Here is an 18,406-nt window from a genome sequence, read left to right as displayed (position 1 = left end):
AATACCTCTAGTACATCACGGCGTAAATAAAGCAACCATATTCAATCGCCAAAAAGCCTACTGTATATTAGTTTTGACTTTTGACTTTTGACTTTTGACTTCCGCCCTGCGGTACTAGGGTATTTTTCAACAATGTAAAATATTATGGCTCTTTGGTAATTTTGGAAACATTACCATAAATATAATACAGCTTAAAAATCGTGTAAAACTCAGGATAAACAATTAATTAAACGATTTTAACTTTTCATATCTGGTTTTTTATGGTTTTTGAGCATTTTTATTTGAATTTCTCATAAATTCGCGTTTGTAAATAATTAGGTTCTGTTATAAGTTTTACATGATATGCTACATGAATTAGAAAATACCAAAAGAAATTATACATCTTGTGTATAAAATATGTCTATTTTCTCCTTTAAATATCAAATCCCCGGATAATTTTCAGAAGTATCTACTAGATTTCTAGTTTCCCAATATCTAAGATGATTACACAAATCCAAAATCTGCGGATTTTTTATCCATTCCTAGTGCCATTTATCAGCTCATCTGAGATTCATTGGTTATATATACTTTCGGCTTTGTTACTAGCTTTGATTATATATAAATTAGGGTTATCTCAACAAGACAAACAGATAAATTTAAGACAGTATCTTTTGCCAAAAGCAGTTTATTTACATCCTTCAGCGATCGCTGAATACAAGTATTATTTTTTATCTTCGCTCTTAGAAATATTTGTAATATTGCCAGTTATATTATCTCTACCAAATCTAGCAAATATCATTTGTGATTATTTAACAGAAATTACCCATCTGACAACGCCTTTTTTAATTACCCATCCTCAGTGGTATCATTATGTCACATTAAGTATTTTTGTGGCTTTAGCGGGGGATTTTGCCTATTATTGTTACCATTATTTAGCTCATAGAAGTTCATTCTTTTGGGAATTTCATAAAGTCCATCATTCTGCGGATGTACTGACTCCCATGACTGTTTATCGTTCTCATCCTCTTGATTTACTTTTAAGTATGAGTGTAGCGACGGTAATGCTGGGTTTTACGACAGGAATCTGGATTTATTTATTTGGTAATCAAGTCTCCCTTTTATCCATTTATGGAGTTAACTGGGAGATATTTCTATTTTATCTAACTGGTGCTAACTTACGACATTCTCATATTTGGTTGAACTACCCCTATAAAGTTAGTCATGTGTTGATGAGTCCTGCTCAACATCATATTCATCATAGTGTTGAGCCAAAGCATTATGACAAAAACTTTGGTTACATTCTGTCTTTTTGGGACTGGATATTTGGGACTTTATATGTACCGAAAGGTTATGAAAAGCTGGATTTTGGTCTATCAGATGGGGAATCAAGTTTATTTAATAATCCAATTAATTTATTAGTACAGCCATTTAAATCTATTTGGCAAAGTTACAACCAAAAGATAAGTAGGGAATAATTTTTTATAGCAGTTCCCATGCAAGTGAGGGACAAGAAGTAATTATGAAACGCAGATAAACGCAGATAAACACAGATAATTTTGTACCTCATTAGATTAGAAAACGCTATATCAGGAATCTAAATACAAATTCAATCAAAAATTAATTGGGAATTATAGTGATGAATAACATGAAATTAGATTTGAGTTCAGATTTATCAAGTACGACTACGATCATCAATGATTTGCCAGAAAATGGTGTTTGTATCCATGATTTATTTGCAATTCAGGTAAAAGCAGCACCAGATTCAGTAGCAATAATATTTGAAAATCAGCAACTTACCTACCAAGAATTGAATGCTAAAGCCAATCAGTTAGCACATTATTTACAGAGTATTGGTGTAGGTGCTGAGGTGATGGTAGGCTTATGTTTAGAGCGATCGCTCGATCTGATTATCGGTATTCTTGGTATTCTTAAAGCTGGAGGTGCTTATGTACCCATAGATCCGGCCTATCCCCAAGAACGCATAGCATTTATGCTAGAAGATACTAAGTTGCAATTTGTGGTGACACAACAACAATGTTTAGTATCTTTACCGGAAAACTCCACAACAATTTGCTTAGATACAGATTGGCAGAAAATTGATTGTCAAAGTTCCCATGATCCAGATAGTGGAGTCACAGCCGAAAATCTCGCTTATTTAATCTATACTTCTGGTTCTACTGGTAAGCCAAAAGGTGTACAAATGCCTCATGGTAGTATTTGTAATTATCTTGAGGCGATCGCTAAAATCCTACCAGTTAATAGTAACGATATTTATCTCCACACAGCATCTTTCTCTTTTACTGCTTCAGTCAGACAATTATTTTTACCTTTATCTCAGGGTGCAACCAGTATTCTTGCTACTCGTGAACAAACCAGAACTCCTTTAAGTCTATTTGAATTAATTCAAAAACGTGGTGTTACTATTTCTGATGGTGTACCCTCTGTGTGGCGTTATGGACTAATTGCCTTAGAAAGTTTAGATCAACAATATACAGAATCTCTGAGCGAATCACAATTAAGATTAATAGTATTTGGTGGCGAATTACTACCCTATCAACTAATTAAAAAGTTACGCAATCTGTTTAAAACACCACCCCAATTTTTTAATATTCTTGGTCAAACAGAAAGTATTGGCCATGGTTTTTATACTGTTCCTGAAGATTACGATCTTGAAGATGGCTATGTTCCCGTCGGTCATCCTTTAGCAAACATTCAACAAGTTTATGTCCTTAACTCCCAACTTGAACCAGTCAAAACTGGTGAGTCTGGAGAAGTCCATATTGCGGGTTCTACCTTAGCACGAGGCTATTTGAATCGCACCGAGGCAAATGTTCAAAAATTCATTATTAATCCTTTTAATCCTCAGCAACGACTTTTTAAAACCGGGGATGTTGCTCGTTATTCAAGTAATCAAAATTTAGAAATTCTTGGCCGAATTGATTTTCAGGTAAATATCCGAGGAATGCGGGTTGAACTGGAAGAAATTGAAGCAGTAATTAAACTCCATCCCAGTATTCGAGAAGCTGTGGTTTCTCCTAAAGAAGATGTATCCAGTGGTCAGCGGTTAGTTGCTTATATAGTAGTCAATAACCAAGATTTTAATTCGGGAGAATTACGTAATTTTCTTGCCAGCAAACTGCCAGATTATATGATTCCCTATACCTTAATGGTTATGGAAAAATTACCAATTTTACCTAATGGTAAATTAGACCGTAACAGTTTACCGGAAATTGATATATCAGCAATTCAAAATGAATTTGTAGCTCCACAAACACCCACACAGGAAATTATTGCTAAAATCTGGTCAGAAGTTTTAGGCATCGCCAGAATTGGTATTCATGATAACTTTTTAGAATTGGGTGGACATTCCCTATTAGCAAGTTTAGTTATATCAAGATTGCGTGAGGCACTATCCCTAGAATTATCAATTGCCAGTTTATTTGCTGCGCCAACAATTGCCACATTTAGTGAACAAATTGGATCTTCTGCCCAGAATTTACTGCCAACCTTAGAACCAGTTTCTCGAAATATTGAATTACCACTTTCATTAACCCAGCAGCGTTTTTGGTTTCTCGATCAAATGGAAGGGGCAAATCCTGCTTACAATATTGTCAGAGTCCTGAATTTACAAGGATTGCTTAACTTTATAGCACTTGAACAGGCGATCGCTACAATTATTAATCGTCATGAAACCCTGCGTACCAGTTTTGGAATTGCCGATGGTAAACCCATTCAAGTTATTGCTGATAAATTAGCATTTACCTTACCTGTAATTGATTTACAAGAATTAGCAGAAGATCAGAAAACGACTGAGGCACAAAGATTAACTACTAATGAATATCTTCGCCCTTTTGCCCTAACTGAATCATCTCTCTTAAGAGTGACATTGATCCAATTGGGGGCAGAATCCCACCAGCTATTAGTAATAATGCACCACATCATTTCTGATGCCTGGTCAGCAGGGAATTTTCTCCAAGAATTATCGGTTATTTATTCAGCCTTGACAGCGGGTTTACCTTCTCCCTTACCCAAATTATCAATTCAGTACGCCGACTATGCTTATTGGCAAAGACAATGGCTGGAAAATCAACCCGCGCTTGATTACTGGAAACAACAATTAGCAGATATTCCCGCAGTCATTGAATTACCTACAGATCGATCACGAACAGCAATTCAAACCTTTCGCGGTGATCTCCAAAAATTTCAATTTGATTCCCAACTCACTCACAAGCTCAAAAACCTCAGTCAAAAATCGGGTTCTTCCCTATTTATGACACTTCTGACGGCTTTTGTGATCTTACTTTCTCGCTACAGTGGTCAGGAAGATATTGTTGTTGGTTCTCCCATTAGTAATCGCAATCGTGTCGCGTTAGAGCCATTAATTGGCTTTTTTGTGAATACCTTAGTTTTACGGACTCGTCTCCAAGAAAATCCCACATTTGAAGAATTACTTCAACAGGTGCGACAGATGGCACTTGATGCTTATACTCACCAAGATGTCCCCTTTGATCAACTTGTAGAAACCCTCCAACCTCAGCGCCACCTCAGCCATAGTCCCTTATTTCAAGTCATGTTTGTATTGCAAAATTCTCCCTTGTCAAAACTGGAATTAAGAGATTTGCAAGTTACACAAATAGAATTAACAAGAGCGACAGCGGGGGCAACTTTTGATTTAACCTTATCAATGCAGGAAAAAGAGTCAGCATCAGGAACTGAATTAATAGGTGCATTTGAATATAATGCTAATTTGTTTAATGCTGATACTATTGGCAGGATGGTAGAGAGTTTTCACACCTTAGTTGAGGCAATTGTGGTAAATCCTCAAGAGCGGATTAGGAAATTACCTTTATTAACAGCATCCCAAGAACATCAGTTATTAGTTGAATGGAATAATCCAGGAACTGATTATCCCCAAAAATCCATTCATCAATTATTTGAGGAACAAGTAGAAAAAACACCTGATGCAGTAGCGGTAGTTTTTGAAGATCAGCAATTAACCTACCAACAATTAAATTCAGAAGCTAACAAACTAGCTCATTATTTGCAGTTTTTGGGTGTAGAACCAGAAATATTAGTGGGTGTTTATTTAGAACGTTCTCTGGAAATGATAGTAGGATATTTGGGAATTTTCAAAGCTGGTGGTGCTTATGTGCCACTCGATCCTAATTATCCCCCAGAACGTCTCAATTATATGGTGGCAGATTCACAAATGTCCATCATCTTGACTCATTCTTCCTTACTCCCACATTTATCATTAACCCTAGAGCAACCCCAAACTAAGATCATTTGTTGGGATAAAGATTTTGAAATTGAAATTGCCAGTCAGAGTTCTCATAATCCTCTTAATAATTTCACCCCGGAAAATTTAGCTTATGTCATCTATACTTCTGGTTCTACAGGGCGACCTAAAGGTGTACTAATTCAACATTCAGCACTATTAAATTTAGTGTTCTGGCACTTAAATAATTTTGAAGTAAAATCATCAGATCGAGCGACACAGTTAGCAGGAACAGCTTTTGATGCTGCTGTCTGGGAGTTATGGCCTTATTTAGTAGTTGGAGCGAGTATATATTTAATTAAATCAGAATTTTTGCTTTCAGCGGAAACACTTCAAGAGAAGTTGATATCACATAATATTACTATTAGTTTTATTCCTACACCCTTGGCAGAACAATTATGTGTTTTATCTTGGTCAGAAAATACAACTTTGCGAACTATGTTAACTGGTGGAGATAGACTTAATTCTTATCCATCAAATAAATTACCATTTAAGTTTTTTAATAACTATGGTCCCACCGAAAATACAGTAGTTACAACTTCTGGACAAATTTTACCAGCAGAATCAGATAGTAAATTTCCACCTATAGGTCGTCCTATTGCCAATACTCAAGTTTACATTCTTGATCCCTATCTTCAACCCCTACCTATTGGCGTTTATGGAGAAATCTACATTGGTGGACTAAGTTTAGCCAGAGGGTACTTAAATCGTCCTGACTTAACATCTGAGCGATTTATTGCTAATCCTTTTGTGGAAAATGAGCAACTTTATAAAACTGGAGACTTAGGACGCTATTTACCAGACGGAAATATTGATTTTCTAGGACGCATTGATCATCAAGTTAAAATTCGGGGTTTTCGGATTGAACTAGGAGAAATTGAAACAGTATTAAGCCAACATCCTCAAGTTCAGCAGGTAGTAGTAATTGTCCGCGAAGATCATCCAGGAAACAAGTATTTAACAGCTTATATTGTCAGCACCACAGAAACATTGACAAGTAGCGAATTACGTCAATTTCTCAAAGAACATCTTCCCGAATATATGATACCTGCGGCTTTTGTCATCCTCAAAGCCTTACCTTTGACTCCTAATGGTAAAGTTGACCGGCTGGTTTTACCAAAGCCAGAAACAACTAATTTAGCCCTAGAAACCGCTTTTGTTGCCCCTGTGACCGCGCTAGAAACAAAATTAGCCGAAATCTGGTGTACAGTATTAAATCGAGAGCAGGTGGGCATCTATGATAACTTCTTTGAATTAGGGGGACACTCTCTCCTAATCACATCTGTAATATCTCGCATTCGAGAACATTTTTCCATAGTTCTGCCGCTGCGTTCTCTATTTACAGCCCCGACTATCGCTGAACTTAGTCAAGTAATAACTGCACATATACTGGATGCCATAACAGTTGATACCTTTCCACCGCTTGTCCCTCAAGCACGAGATACTTATATCCCCCTGTCTTTTGCACAAGAGTCTATATGGCAGTTACAACAATTAGATCCTGAAAGTTGCGCCTACAACAGCTTTTTTATTTTACGTTTCACTGGCTCTCTTTCTGCAATTGCGTTGGAGTCCAGTTTCAATGAAATTATTCGTCGTCATGAAATATTACGCACAGCCTTTAGTGTAGTAGAAAGTCAACCTGTACAAATAATTACTCCATCCTTGACTATCCCATTGGAGATTATAGACTTACAAAATCTACCTTGGATAGAGCGAATATGTGAAGCAGAAAGACTAGCTGCGCTGCAATATCAGCACCATTTTGATCTGGCTTTAGTCCCTCTCATCAAAACAACTTTACTGCGACTAACTCCAGAAGAACATTGGTTGACAATAAATATGCACCATATCATCACAGATGGTTGGTCATTTGGTTTGTTGTTGGAGGAGTTGGGAATCCTCTATGCAGCTTTTGTGAATGGTTTACCTTCATCCCTACCGGAATTACCTGTTCATTACGCAGATTTTACCCTCTGGCAACGGCAATACTTTAATGAAAAGGTCATAGAAAAGCAATTGGCTTACTGGCTACAAAAACTAACTAATACTTCACTAGAATCTGATGAATCTAGCAATCAGCTACAGTTGAGTAACGAAAATACCAGCGCAGCTATTTATTCTGTGGTTCTGCCAGCGTGTATTGTAACATCAATCGAAGCTCTCTGTCGTTCTCAAAAGGTCAGCATTTTTGTAATCATTCTCACTGCTCTAAATATACTTTTGTTCAAGCGCAATAGTAAGAACGAAATTTTAGTCATGGCAACTATTGGTAATCGGAGTCCGGTGGAAACTGAAAAAATGATCGGTTGCTTCATCAACGATGTAATTTTGAGATCCGATCTCTATTCTGAGCAAACTGGAGAAATTCTTTTAGAACAAGCCCAAGAAACTCTCACAGAAGCAATGAACAATAAAGAGATTGCCTATCAAACAGTCATTGACACTATTTCCAGTAAACAACCATTGAATATCTCAGCAGCCCTAACTATGTTACCTCCACAAAATTGGCATAACTGGATATTAGATGTTGACTTTGTATCAATAAAGCGCGATCTCGACTTGTGGGATGGAGAAATTCCCTTAGAAATTTATGTTTCTTCACCTTCAGTAAATAATCCCACCATGGAAATTAAGGTTTTCTACAGCACGGAGTTATTTACCAATGAAACCATCGAGGTTTTGTTTAGCAATTACCAGCAAATTCTTCAGCAGCTTGTCCAAGATCCAACTATTCAAGTTTGTGGATTTTTTGATTGGTGAACATTGCAAGACTCAGATCCCCGACTTCTTAGAGAAGTCGGGGATCTGACATTAAACCATGAAGCTTTGCCACAAGTTCACTAATAATCACTATTGCCATGTTAGAAAACAGCCCACCAGAGTTAAAACAACAACCCAGATTTGGATCGTCTTTATTGAGATGGACTGAGTATTTCTCCAGTCAGTCAGGAGAGATAACTCAAAGCATGAGCGTGTTTATCTTGATCTGGTTTGGCCAAGTTTTATCCCTAGTTGGCTCGCGGACAACCACTTTTGCTTTGAGTATTTGGGTTTATCAACATACGAATTCCACGACTCAATTTACACTACTGATTCTCTCCACAACCTTACCGACAATTTTGATATCTCCCATTGCCGGCGTGATTGTCGATCGCTTTTCTCGGCGCTGGATCATGATTATTAGTGATTTTTGTGCGGGTTTATGTACCTTGCTAATTGCTTGGTTATTTATCAGTAATCACTTAGAAGTTTGGAGTCTGTGTGTAGTCAGTGCGATTAGTGCCAGCTTTAATGCTTTTCAGGGACTAGCCTATTCCTCCGCGACTACATTACTGGTGCCAAAAGCACAACTTGGTCGTGCCAGTTCGATGACACAGATCAGATTAGCGATCGCTGAAATTCTCTCCCCCGCATTAGCAGCAGCTTTGTTAGTAACTGTACAATTATCAGGAATTGTCATCATTGATTTATCTACATTAGCCTTGGCCTTGATCTGTTTGCTGGTAGTTAAATTTCCTGAAATCTCGTCCACAGAAAATCCCGATACCGAAACCCATTCATTTTGGCAAGAAATCACCTTTGGCTGGAAATATTTAGTAGCACGTCCTGGACTACTCGGATTAGTCATGTTCATTGCCATTAGCAACTTTCTCATTGGTAGCGCAGAAGCTTTAACTACACCCTTAGTGCTTTCCTTTGCTTCCGCTCAATCCCTAGGGACTATCTATTCTATTGCCAGTTCTGGACTATTGGTAGGTAGTCTAGTAATGAGCATTTGGGGCGGGCTAGAACGCCAGATCAATACTATATTTGTATCAATGGCATTTTTGGGCATTTTATATGTATTAGCTGGGTTGAAGGCTTCCACAGTTATATTTACGATCGCCAATTTCTTGATATTTCTGACAATTCCCATCATCAATGGATCAATTCAAGTCATCTATCAAAAAAAAGTAGCCCCAGAAGTCCAGGGAAGGGTTTTTGCTTTTCGTAGTGCTGCTGTGCAGGGGTTTTTACCACTGGCCTACCTGACCTGCGGAGCATTAGCTGATCAATTTTTTGAACCAATCATGGCGCAAGATGGAGCTTTAGCCAATAGCATTGGCCAGATTATTGGGGTTGGTCATGGTCGCGGCATGGGTTTAATGTTGATCATCATGGGTCTGTTTTCTCTAGTCGTCACCTTGATTGCCTACTTGTATCCACGTCTGCGCTGCGTAGAAAATGAACTACCTGATGCCTGAGTTCGGTGTTAGGAGTTAAAATTTAAGAGCAAAGGACACGCATATTTGAATCATGACGGATAATCAAGGAATTCAAGAGAGAACTTTAACTTTTGCTGTCAGGATTGTCAAACTTTGTCGCTTTCTCCATGATTTGGGTGGCGTAGAAAAAATTCTCTCATCTCAACTCATTCGTAGTGGTACTTCCATCGGTGCGAATGTAAGAGAATCTCAGTCAGCACTTCAGCCATAAAGACTTTCTCCATAAAATGGAAATTTCTTTAAAAGAAGCCTGCGAAACGGAATATTGGCTGATTGTTTTAGTTGAATCAGAAGCTATTAACCCAGAAAAGGTCAAATGTCTTAGGCAACAAATTGATATCATTATCAGAATTTTGGTAACTATCACGAAAAAAGTCAAGGAAAAACACCAAACTCCGAACTCCAAACTCCGAACACCGAACACCGAACTCAGGTCTGATGCACTTTGACATCTATCCACCTACGGATTTTATATAACAAAAACTTATTGGTAATAAGTAACTAAATTTCATTACTAATCGGGGTCAATTTTCTGTCATAAATTTTAACTTTTCCCTTAGTATCAGAATTGAAGCAAATTTAAACCAGCGGCTAATCCCATCAGAATAGCTGTAGTGTTTGCTTAAATATCACTTATACTGCCGATTTCACAACAGAGGATAATTAAATGGCTATTTTCAAGGTAAGACTATTCAACGAAGCCGAAGGTTTAGACCAAACTATTGAATGTCCTGAGGACACCTACATTCTAGATGCAGCGGAAGAAGCTGGACTTGACTTACCCTACTCCTGTCGGGCTGGTGCTTGTTCAACCTGTGCTGGTAAAATCATTTCCGGTACTGTTGACCAGTCTGATCAGTCTTTCTTAGACGACGACCAAGTTGAAGCTCAATATGTATTGACTTGTGTTGCTTATCCTACTTCTGATGTCACTATCGAAACCCACAGGGAAGAAGATCTTTACTAAGTTTTAGTAAAAAAGTCCACTCTACAAAGGGAATTGGGGATTGGCTACTGAGTAAGACTTTTACCAATTGCCCAACTACTTAAGTAGTCGGACAAAATTAAATTCACTCGTTGAGAGAGGGAACAGGGAACTCTTAACTGGGAACAGAAAAATCAATTGTGTAATTAATTCTGTCCCATTACTTATTCCCTTGAATTTTAGTTCCTGGATCATAGAACTCTAAAATCTTGGAACTAGATCAACCTCACAAAGTTAATTTTCTGTCACCCCTTGTAACCTTTTCCTGGGGATCAGAACTCAAGTAAATTGAAACCAGCACTTAATCCCATCAGAATAGCTGTAAAATTTGCTTAAACATCACTTATACTGCCGATTTCACAACAGAGGATAATTAAATGGCTACTTACAAAGTCAGACTAATCAACAAATCAGAAGATTTGGACACAACCATTGACGTTGAAGACGATACCTACATTCTAGATGCAGCGGAAGAAGCTGGACTTGACTTACCCTACTCCTGTCGGGCTGGTGCTTGTTCAACCTGTGCTGGTAAAATCATTTCCGGTACTGTTGACCAATCTGATCAGTCTTTCTTAGACGACGACCAAGTTGAAGCTCAATATGTATTGACTTGTGTTGCTTATCCTACTTCTGATGTCACTATCGAAACCCACAGAGAAGAAGACCTTTACTAAGTTTTAGTAAAAAAATCCACTCTACAAAGGGGATTGGGAATTGGCTACTGAGTAGGAGTTGCACCAATTCCCCAATTACCTGTTTCCTTTAATTTTAGTCCCCGGATAATAAAACTCCAGAATCTTGGCACTAGACCAACCCAGTTTGGCTAAATTCTGAGCGCCTGTTTGACTTAAACCTACTCCATGTCCTAAGCCACCACCAATAAAAGCATATCCCCACAGATTGGTTTGACCTTTATTCAATGGTTGAATGTAGAAAAGCGTGCTGATGGGGGCAGCGAAGGCACTGCGAACTTCATCTTTTTGTAAGGTAAAAACGCCAATATCTGTTTTCACAGCCAGTTTTAAAATCCGTCCACTGGAACTGCGTTGAACGACGGACATGGCTTGAATTTTTTTGAACTTGCTATAGGGACTTTTTTTCGCTTGTAAGAACTTTTGCAAGTCTTTGGTAATTTTATTGATGTCCGTTTCTCTGTGCCAACGGAATACATCCCATGTACTTTCATTAAATCCGGCTTTAAGATTGATAAATTTCTCAAAGTTCCGATCATCTGCTAGATTCTGATGTGATAAGTTCCAAAGATTTTGATTAGCAGCATCTATGACCGGTTTTAAATAGGGACGATCTTCTCCATTCCAGATATCACTAAAGTTAGCGGTAACACCACCTGTAGTGGAAGAATACAAAGCATCAACTATTTCATTATTATAAGTGAGGATCTGACCTCTGGTCGAGGCGATCGCCTGATCTGTATTTTTAGCAATTCCGCTCAGTCCTTGATAAACTTGACAGTGAGTGTCAGCACATAACTGATAATTATCTACCGCAAATCTGCGAACATTTCGCAAAGCATAGGTGCGAGCAATAATCGCTTGTGCTTCTAGGGCTGCCATTGGCGCATCTATGCCAATTTCATGGGGTAAAACTCCTCGCACATAGGTTTCCAAGGGGACGGTATTCACTAAGGTATAATTCCCATAGGCGTTAGGCTGCAAGGTCACTTTTCCGGGATAAACACCCTTTGATTCGAGTTTGTTATCGGTACTGACTTTGACCAATTCCTTACCCGCAGTCACTTCCAGATAATTGGGACTATAATTTTTACCATTTACTACCCAAGTAATTTTTGGGACTTTTGATAAAATATTGGTGGCTAAGTAAGCATTTTTATCACCGGATGTTTCTATACTTTTTAATAGTAAGCGGCGAATTAAGGGAGTGCTGTAAACGTCCCGTTTTGCCCATACTTGCCAGCGTTCTGGTTGGGATATTTCCACTTCTATACCCTGGGAACGCCAGTGATTAGCGTTATCTTCGGCTGTTTCAAAGGTGCGAAAGTCACCCAGCACTAATACTTCCTGAACCACTGTTTGGGTTAAGGGCTGCATGAATGTTGCTAACTGGATGGGTTTGTCTGTGACTAGGGTTTGCTGTTGACTACCTACTGCAAATTTTAATGTTAAGCGATCGCCCTTGGTGGCAGATAATTCTAACTTGTCTGTGGGTTTAGCCCCAAATCGTTGGACAATACCAATTTGCAATTTTACATCCTGGTTTTTGCTTACGGGTTCTGATGCGGCAGTCAATCCCAATAAGCACAAGGTTGTTATTAATCTGTAGGAAGAACGCCAAATAAATATTTTCATGCAAACTAATTCTGATTGCCCTTATATTGTCGGAGAGGTTTTAAATTAATTAACTCAATTTACAAAAGAAGGGAACAGGGAACAGGGAACAGATAAGAAACACTCATTTGCACCAGTTTAGAGCTTCAGTCAAAAAAAAGATGTTTTTAAAAGATGCGTAGCACGAAAAAAACAGTGTCATTATTTCAATCTCATGTTTTTAAACATGAGTTTTTCCTGTTCCCTGTTGCTTCTTCCTCTGAATCATGATAAGAAGATGCAGGGCGGCAGGAAGAATCACAAATTACCAATCTCAAGTTAGATAATTAGCAACTGGGAATATTATATATTTTTCACTTACGCGCTTCTATAATACCATTACGTCTTTTCTTCGGCACAATTGCAAATAAAACTCATTATGAGTATGATTTATTTAGTGATAACGACAATTTTTAATGACAACCTGCTGCTGTATAAGCCAACTATACTCAATGCGGCTTAATTATTTGATTCTATTTGATTCTATTTGATTCTATAGGTAGGGGTAAAGCAAGAGCTTCATTGGTGTCAACTTAAGCTCAAATCCCTACCACATCTCGTTCCTAGGGACTTCCAAATAAAAAAATACTCAACCACCTAACGCAAAAATCTCTCAAACCCTTATTCCTCTGTGTCCTCTGCGCCTCTGTGGTTCGTTAATCAGGATAATTTATTTCTTGGAAGTCCCCTAGTCTCTGACTAGGAATGCAGTTGATGAGGCTCTGCCTCTAAGTAGTGAGACAGAGTTAATTACACAATATCATTGCGTTAGCGCAGCGTGGCGTTAGCCATATGGAACGAAGTGAAATGAAGCAATTCCAAGGGTTGTGATTGCTTCCCTTCGCTCGCAATGACTGTAAATATTTTTGTCCAATTACTTAATATTATTGAAGGCAGAGCCTTCTAGAATTCATTCCCAGTCAGAGACTGGGAATGAGATGACTTGAGTTCTTTGCGGGATAGAGGTTTTACGTTAAGTTGACACCAATGAAGCTCTTGCTTTACCCCCTACAAATCTAGGTTTTTCGTAATTTTCCAAAAGTCCATATTTCAACCATGTTGAGTATAGAAGAATAGTTTCACTGGAAAAAAGGTATAATAGCTAACAACATCTTATATCCCAGATTTTATGGCGCAAGTTGACTTGACTGATAATTTGCGAAATTTAATGCAAAAAGTTGGTTGTGATAGTTTTAACGCTTTAAGTCGTGCTGCTGGTGTTTCCCAATGGCAAATTTTGCAGTTGCGGAGGGGGAAAATCGGACAGATGCGGATGGAAGTATTGGTAAAACTGTCAGAGATTTTACAAATATCTTGGATTGAGTTGGTAGAAACTTTCAGTGTTGATGGTTTATTTTCAAGTGTCAACAACACTCATTCCTCTCATAAAAACATAAACTTATTAAGACAAATTACGGATTTACAATCTGAGTATGAAAGATTAACATTATCAATGTTAGAACAACGGGAAGTATTACAACAAGAATTTCAGCGATCGAGTTTACAAATATTGGAATCCTTACTATTACAATGGCCAATAGCAGCACATAGAGCCAGGGAGGATCACCAGTTATCAGCGGTGAAAATACTACCTTTGGTAGATAAACCCCTAGAGACATTATTACAGACTTGGAATGTGCAAGCGATCGCTGCTGTCGGCGACCAAATTCCCTATAATCCACAATTTCATCAATTATTAGAGGGAACAGCACAACCAGGAGAAATCATTAAGGTACGTTATCCAGGTTATATGCAACACGACCAGCTTTTATACCGAGCTAGAGTCAGTCCCATATAATTATTTGTTGTATTTGTTGCGACTCAATCTCCCAAAAATGCTCTAAAGGATCACTATTTTGGGTTATAAGAAACTGGAATAAATGCCTGATGAAAAATTGCTCAATATTTTTGTGTACAAAATGTCTTTATTCAATTTAACGTTAAGATATACTAATAAAATCAAAATCAGAACCTTATTAAATAAATCAAAATTAGCATATTATGAATCAGCAGGTGAAAGTGATTTCCATTAGTGGGAGATTCAATGCCAATAGCTCTCAAAACTTTCGAGAAAGTATTACAGAAGTAATGGAAAGTGGAATGTCCATTGTGTTAGTTGATTGTCATAATGTTACCTTTATGGATAGTTCTGGATTAGGCACTCTCGTTTTAACATTTAAAGCTTTACAAGAATTAGGTATAAAGATGGTAATTTGTTCAATTAATGAACAAGTTAGAATGCTATTTGAATTAACCGGGATGGATAGCAAATTTACAATTGTTCCTAGTCAAGAAGCATTTGAAAATCTTTTGCTTTCTGCCAAGTAGGTTAGCATTGAAAATTGTCGTTATAGGAAGGCAAGAGGCAAGAGGTAAGAGGTAAGAGGTAAGAGGCAAAAGGTAAGAGGTAAGAGGTAAGAGGCGAGAGGTAAGAGGCGAGAGGCGAGAGTGAAGAAGCTTTGGGCGATTTTACTTTTCTTTACACACTTTGGTTTTATTGTGTTCACCTACTTATTTGATCAATCAAATTTAACTTGAAGAATAGATAAATCATCTTCAAATATCTCTTTGGAGTTTAATTTAATTAGGTAATCCAGTATATAATCAAGTTGATTATCAACAGAATATTGTAGGCTAATTAAAATCTGAGTGAACCCTTCCAAACTCCAAAGATTACCATTTGATTGAGTGATTTCATAAGCACCATCACTAAAAATATAAAGGGTACTAGATTTTTCAATCTGACAATAAGCATCAACATATTTAGCTTCAGGAAACATCCCCACCGGCATTCCTGGAGTTTTTAATCTTTTTACTTCTGTGTTAGTAGGAGAGTTACCAGAAATGATAATAGCTGGTGGATGTCCAGCACTAGAGTATGTTAACTGCCGACTAACTCGATTATAAACTCCATACCAAATCGTAAAATATTTATCATTTTGATAATTTATTTGAAAGGTATTATTTAAAGCCGCTAATACCTCGCTAGGTTGATAGTAATTTAAATCTTTGAGAGCGCGGGAACGTAAGAGATTTAATACAGAAATTGAAGGCAGAGTTGCTTTTAGTCCATGACCAGCAACATCTAGTAGGTAAATAGCTAAAGAATCAGCGTCCAGCCAATTATAGTCCAAACAATCCCCACCAAGTTGCCTGGATGGCAAAAACTTAAACTGAATACTCAGGGGGTTATTTATAGGCAGGGGTAAAAGGGATTTTACATATTCTGTAGCTTCGGATAATTCTGTTTCTAAAAGTAGCTTTTGGGTCTGTAAATCCTGACTTAATTGATGTAGACGTAACCCGGCTCTAACTCTTGCTTGGAGTTCGTTTTGTTCGATAGGTTTGGAGATAAAATCATCAGCACCAGCATCTAATCCTTTAACTCGATCTGCGACGGAATCTAAAGATGTTAATAAAATAAAAAATGTGGTAGATAATTTGGGATCTTTTTTAATGATATTACATACTTCTATCCCAGTTAATCCCGGCATAATCCAATCACATATAATTAAGGCTGGAGGTGAATCCAGCGTTCTTAAAATCCCTTCTTCTCCCGTACTCGCGGTAATAACTTGATAACCTTGTTTTTCTAAGATTCTTTTGAGGAAAATTTGGATGGATCGGTCATCATCAATAATTAGGATTTCAAACATGAGATTATTAAGAAAGGGGATTTAACCAAAACAATATAACTTGTTTTAATTGATTTAAATCTCGATAAACTTCTTGCTTTAACCATTGTCCTAAAGCATCAAAGGGACTAAAGGAAGTTCCTGGTTGCCATTTAACATCTTGTCCTAAAGGTGTGGTATGAGTGCCTGATAAAGTTTGTGTTGTCACCATGTCAGGAAAGAGTTGTTGTAAAATTATTGTTAAGTTTGCTGATTGATCTAGGCTATCTTTATTAAATCTTATTAATAAATTTCGCCGAATCTGATAGCTGTCTTGGACTATTTGGTTGGTTTGTGCGGGTGTAGGTGTAAATTCAATGTCTAATTGGGAATTTAACTGGGAATTTAACTGTTCTACTAATGGTATGGCTTCACTGGCGGCAAAGTTATTAAAGGATATTAAAATATTACCAGCCCTTTGGATTGGAAACAGGCTACCAATTAGTAAATGCAGTTTACAACCCATGCTATGTCCGACTCCATAGGTGGGAAGATAAATTTTGCGGAGTTTTCCAGAGTCTTGTAACTTTTCGAGAGTATATTCAAATTTATGGAGGACAGATTTAGCGATCGCTGTATGATCTAATGTATTCACAAAAGGTGTAGCAATAATGACATATCCTTGATCCGCCAAGTTTTCCAGTAACCAACGATAAGTTAAATGTGGTAAGGTGGCGACAAATGCACCACCTAAAAAATGAATAATCCCGATAGGATTACGGGGAATAAGTACCCAATTGCCTCTAATTTCTTGCCAGTTCATTTCCAAAGTTTGTAGAATAGAAGACTTTACGATTTGCTGACTTTATCTCATTCAATTGCATACCGCTATAAATATATATAAAGTATTAACTCTGACTTTGCAACTTTTTCATTTCCTGCTGTACATCTAGGGAAATTTGCAAGGCTTCATTTAATAATTTACCATGTTCTGTGGCTTCTTCAGTAACTTGCATTGATGCCAAAGTGGCTAAATTATTAGTAAATAAATCAGAATTGGTGATAATAAAACTTTTATTTTCTCGCAAGATTCTCTCTGTTTTTAAAGCGCGGATTAAATCATTTCTAGTTAATTCAAGTGCTAATAATACTTTTTCTCTTGCTTGTATACTTACTCCTAAGTTGCCAACATCCTCAATTTGGTCGTTAATATGTATGGCTTTAATCACGGAATTATATCTTTCTACATCATTTAGTAAAATCCGCAAAGAATTGGTCATATTCTGCTTCAGAAACTTACTTTTACCTCTCCATAATAAATATAATAATATTTGGATACTCCCACTTGTCCATAAAATGAAAATAATTAATGATAGCCAAGATGATAGTTTTACTAATAGGTAAGTACAAACAGAAATAGTAATTCCCGCGAAAACCACAGTAGCAATTTCTGTTTTTCGAGCTTTTTTTAGCAACCTTATACTGAATTGCTGGATAATATCAGTAATAATTATTAATTTATTATCAACAGGTAAGTTAGTCGCATCTTGAAGTTGATCATGACTAATATCCAATCCCTGTAAATCATCTCGCACAGTTGCTAAATCCTTAACTACTATTGATTTAGTCTAATATAACAACTGGATTTCCAGAATGGCAATTACCAATTACCAATTACCCATGACCAATTACCAAACTAAGTTACTTGTAACAAATAGGTCATACAGTTTCCCATTAAAAAGTAAACTACTAGCATTGCTGCTGCGGCTAATGCCACCAGTATACCAGCCAGCATGAGCGAAAATTCTTTATGCTGATAAGCTTTTTCCATTAGGTGTAGCGACCATGCTACAAGTGCGACATCAAAGATTAAAATAGGAATCAACATATTTCTTAATATTTCTTCATAGAAGTAAGATTATCTTAACACTGTT

Annotated in this window: 14 protein-coding genes; 9 read left to right on the top strand and 5 right to left on the bottom strand. The window is 37.3% G+C overall.

All coding sequences use genetic code 11. The annotated features are described in order from the left end of the window. Positions 1-479: 479 nt before the first annotated feature. The 7 genes from AN486_RS04500 to AN486_RS04475 all read left to right on the top strand — a co-directional run bounded on the left by AN486_RS04500 (position 480) and on the right by AN486_RS04475 (position 11,187). On the top strand, positions 480-1,454 hold the full coding sequence (locus tag AN486_RS04500) for a sterol desaturase family protein (protein ID WP_290599449.1): 975 nt from the start codon (positions 480-482) through the stop codon (positions 1,452-1,454). Between the two features lie 161 nt (positions 1,455-1,615). Continuing rightward, on the top strand, positions 1,616-8,020 hold the full coding sequence (locus AN486_RS04495) for a non-ribosomal peptide synthetase (protein WP_290599448.1): 6,405 nt from the start codon (positions 1,616-1,618) through the stop codon (positions 8,018-8,020). Positions 8,021-8,118: 98 nt separating this feature from the next. Further along, the gene (locus AN486_RS04490; RefSeq protein WP_290599447.1) at positions 8,119-9,504 is read left to right on the top strand and encodes an MFS transporter; all 1,386 of its coding nucleotides are present in this window, start codon (positions 8,119-8,121) and stop codon (positions 9,502-9,504) included. 52 nt (positions 9,505-9,556) lie between these two features. Then, complete coding sequence (locus AN486_RS26610) at positions 9,557-9,736, top strand: four helix bundle protein (RefSeq protein WP_335337401.1); 180 nt, start codon at positions 9,557-9,559, stop codon at positions 9,734-9,736. A 16-nt stretch (positions 9,737-9,752) separates the two neighbouring features. Beyond that, on the top strand, positions 9,753-9,974 hold the full coding sequence (locus tag AN486_RS26605; RefSeq protein WP_335337402.1) for a four helix bundle protein: 222 nt from the start codon (positions 9,753-9,755) through the stop codon (positions 9,972-9,974). 218 nt (positions 9,975-10,192) lie between these two features. After that, on the top strand, positions 10,193-10,492 hold the full coding sequence (locus tag AN486_RS04480) for a ferredoxin (RefSeq protein ID WP_053541026.1): 300 nt from the start codon (positions 10,193-10,195) through the stop codon (positions 10,490-10,492). Positions 10,493-10,887: 395 nt separating this feature from the next. Further along, positions 10,888-11,187 (top strand): ferredoxin, encoded by a 300-nt coding sequence (locus tag AN486_RS04475; protein WP_039201987.1) that lies wholly within the window; start codon positions 10,888-10,890, stop codon positions 11,185-11,187. Between the two features lie 75 nt (positions 11,188-11,262). Here AN486_RS04475 and AN486_RS04470 read toward each other — a convergent pair whose 3' ends face one another. After that, positions 11,263-12,840, bottom strand: a complete 1,578-nt coding sequence (locus AN486_RS04470; protein WP_290599446.1) for a SpoIID/LytB domain-containing protein — start codon at positions 12,838-12,840, stop codon at positions 11,263-11,265. A gap of 1,147 nt (positions 12,841-13,987) precedes the next feature. Between AN486_RS04470 and grpE the strand changes: the two genes are divergently transcribed. Then, positions 13,988-14,656 (top strand): nucleotide exchange factor GrpE, encoded by a 669-nt coding sequence (grpE, locus tag AN486_RS04465; RefSeq protein ID WP_053541028.1) that lies wholly within the window; start codon positions 13,988-13,990, stop codon positions 14,654-14,656. Between the two features lie 203 nt (positions 14,657-14,859). Further along, on the top strand, positions 14,860-15,186 hold the full coding sequence (locus AN486_RS04460; protein ID WP_081424327.1) for an STAS domain-containing protein: 327 nt from the start codon (positions 14,860-14,862) through the stop codon (positions 15,184-15,186). Positions 15,187-15,377: 191 nt separating this feature from the next. Here the strand turns inward: AN486_RS04460 and AN486_RS04455 are convergent, their stop codons facing one another. From AN486_RS04455 to AN486_RS04440, 4 genes are all read right to left on the bottom strand, one after another. Continuing rightward, positions 15,378-16,514: a SpoIIE family protein phosphatase gene (locus AN486_RS04455; RefSeq protein WP_053541030.1), complete on the bottom strand. Its 1,137-nt coding sequence runs from the start codon at positions 16,512-16,514 to the stop codon at positions 15,378-15,380. A gap of 7 nt (positions 16,515-16,521) precedes the next feature. Beyond that, on the bottom strand, positions 16,522-17,295 hold the full coding sequence (locus AN486_RS04450; RefSeq protein ID WP_290599445.1) for a DUF1350 family protein: 774 nt from the start codon (positions 17,293-17,295) through the stop codon (positions 16,522-16,524). Between the two features lie 85 nt (positions 17,296-17,380). Further along, a complete protein-coding gene (locus AN486_RS04445) occupies positions 17,381-18,067 on the bottom strand; it encodes a hypothetical protein (RefSeq protein ID WP_290599444.1) in 687 nt (228 codons plus the stop codon). A 101-nt stretch (positions 18,068-18,168) separates the two neighbouring features. Beyond that, a complete protein-coding gene (locus AN486_RS04440) occupies positions 18,169-18,360 on the bottom strand; it encodes a hypothetical protein (RefSeq protein ID WP_168635959.1) in 192 nt (63 codons plus the stop codon). Between the last annotated feature and the right edge of the window lie 46 nt (positions 18,361-18,406).

Origin of the sequence: Anabaena sp. AL93, assembly GCF_001672085.1 — a bacterium.
GTDB lineage: Bacteria > Cyanobacteriota > Cyanobacteriia > Cyanobacteriales > Nostocaceae > Dolichospermum > Dolichospermum heterosporum.
The sequence above is the reverse complement of the archived record's forward strand: the minus strand, read 5'-3'. Positions and strand labels throughout refer to the sequence as shown.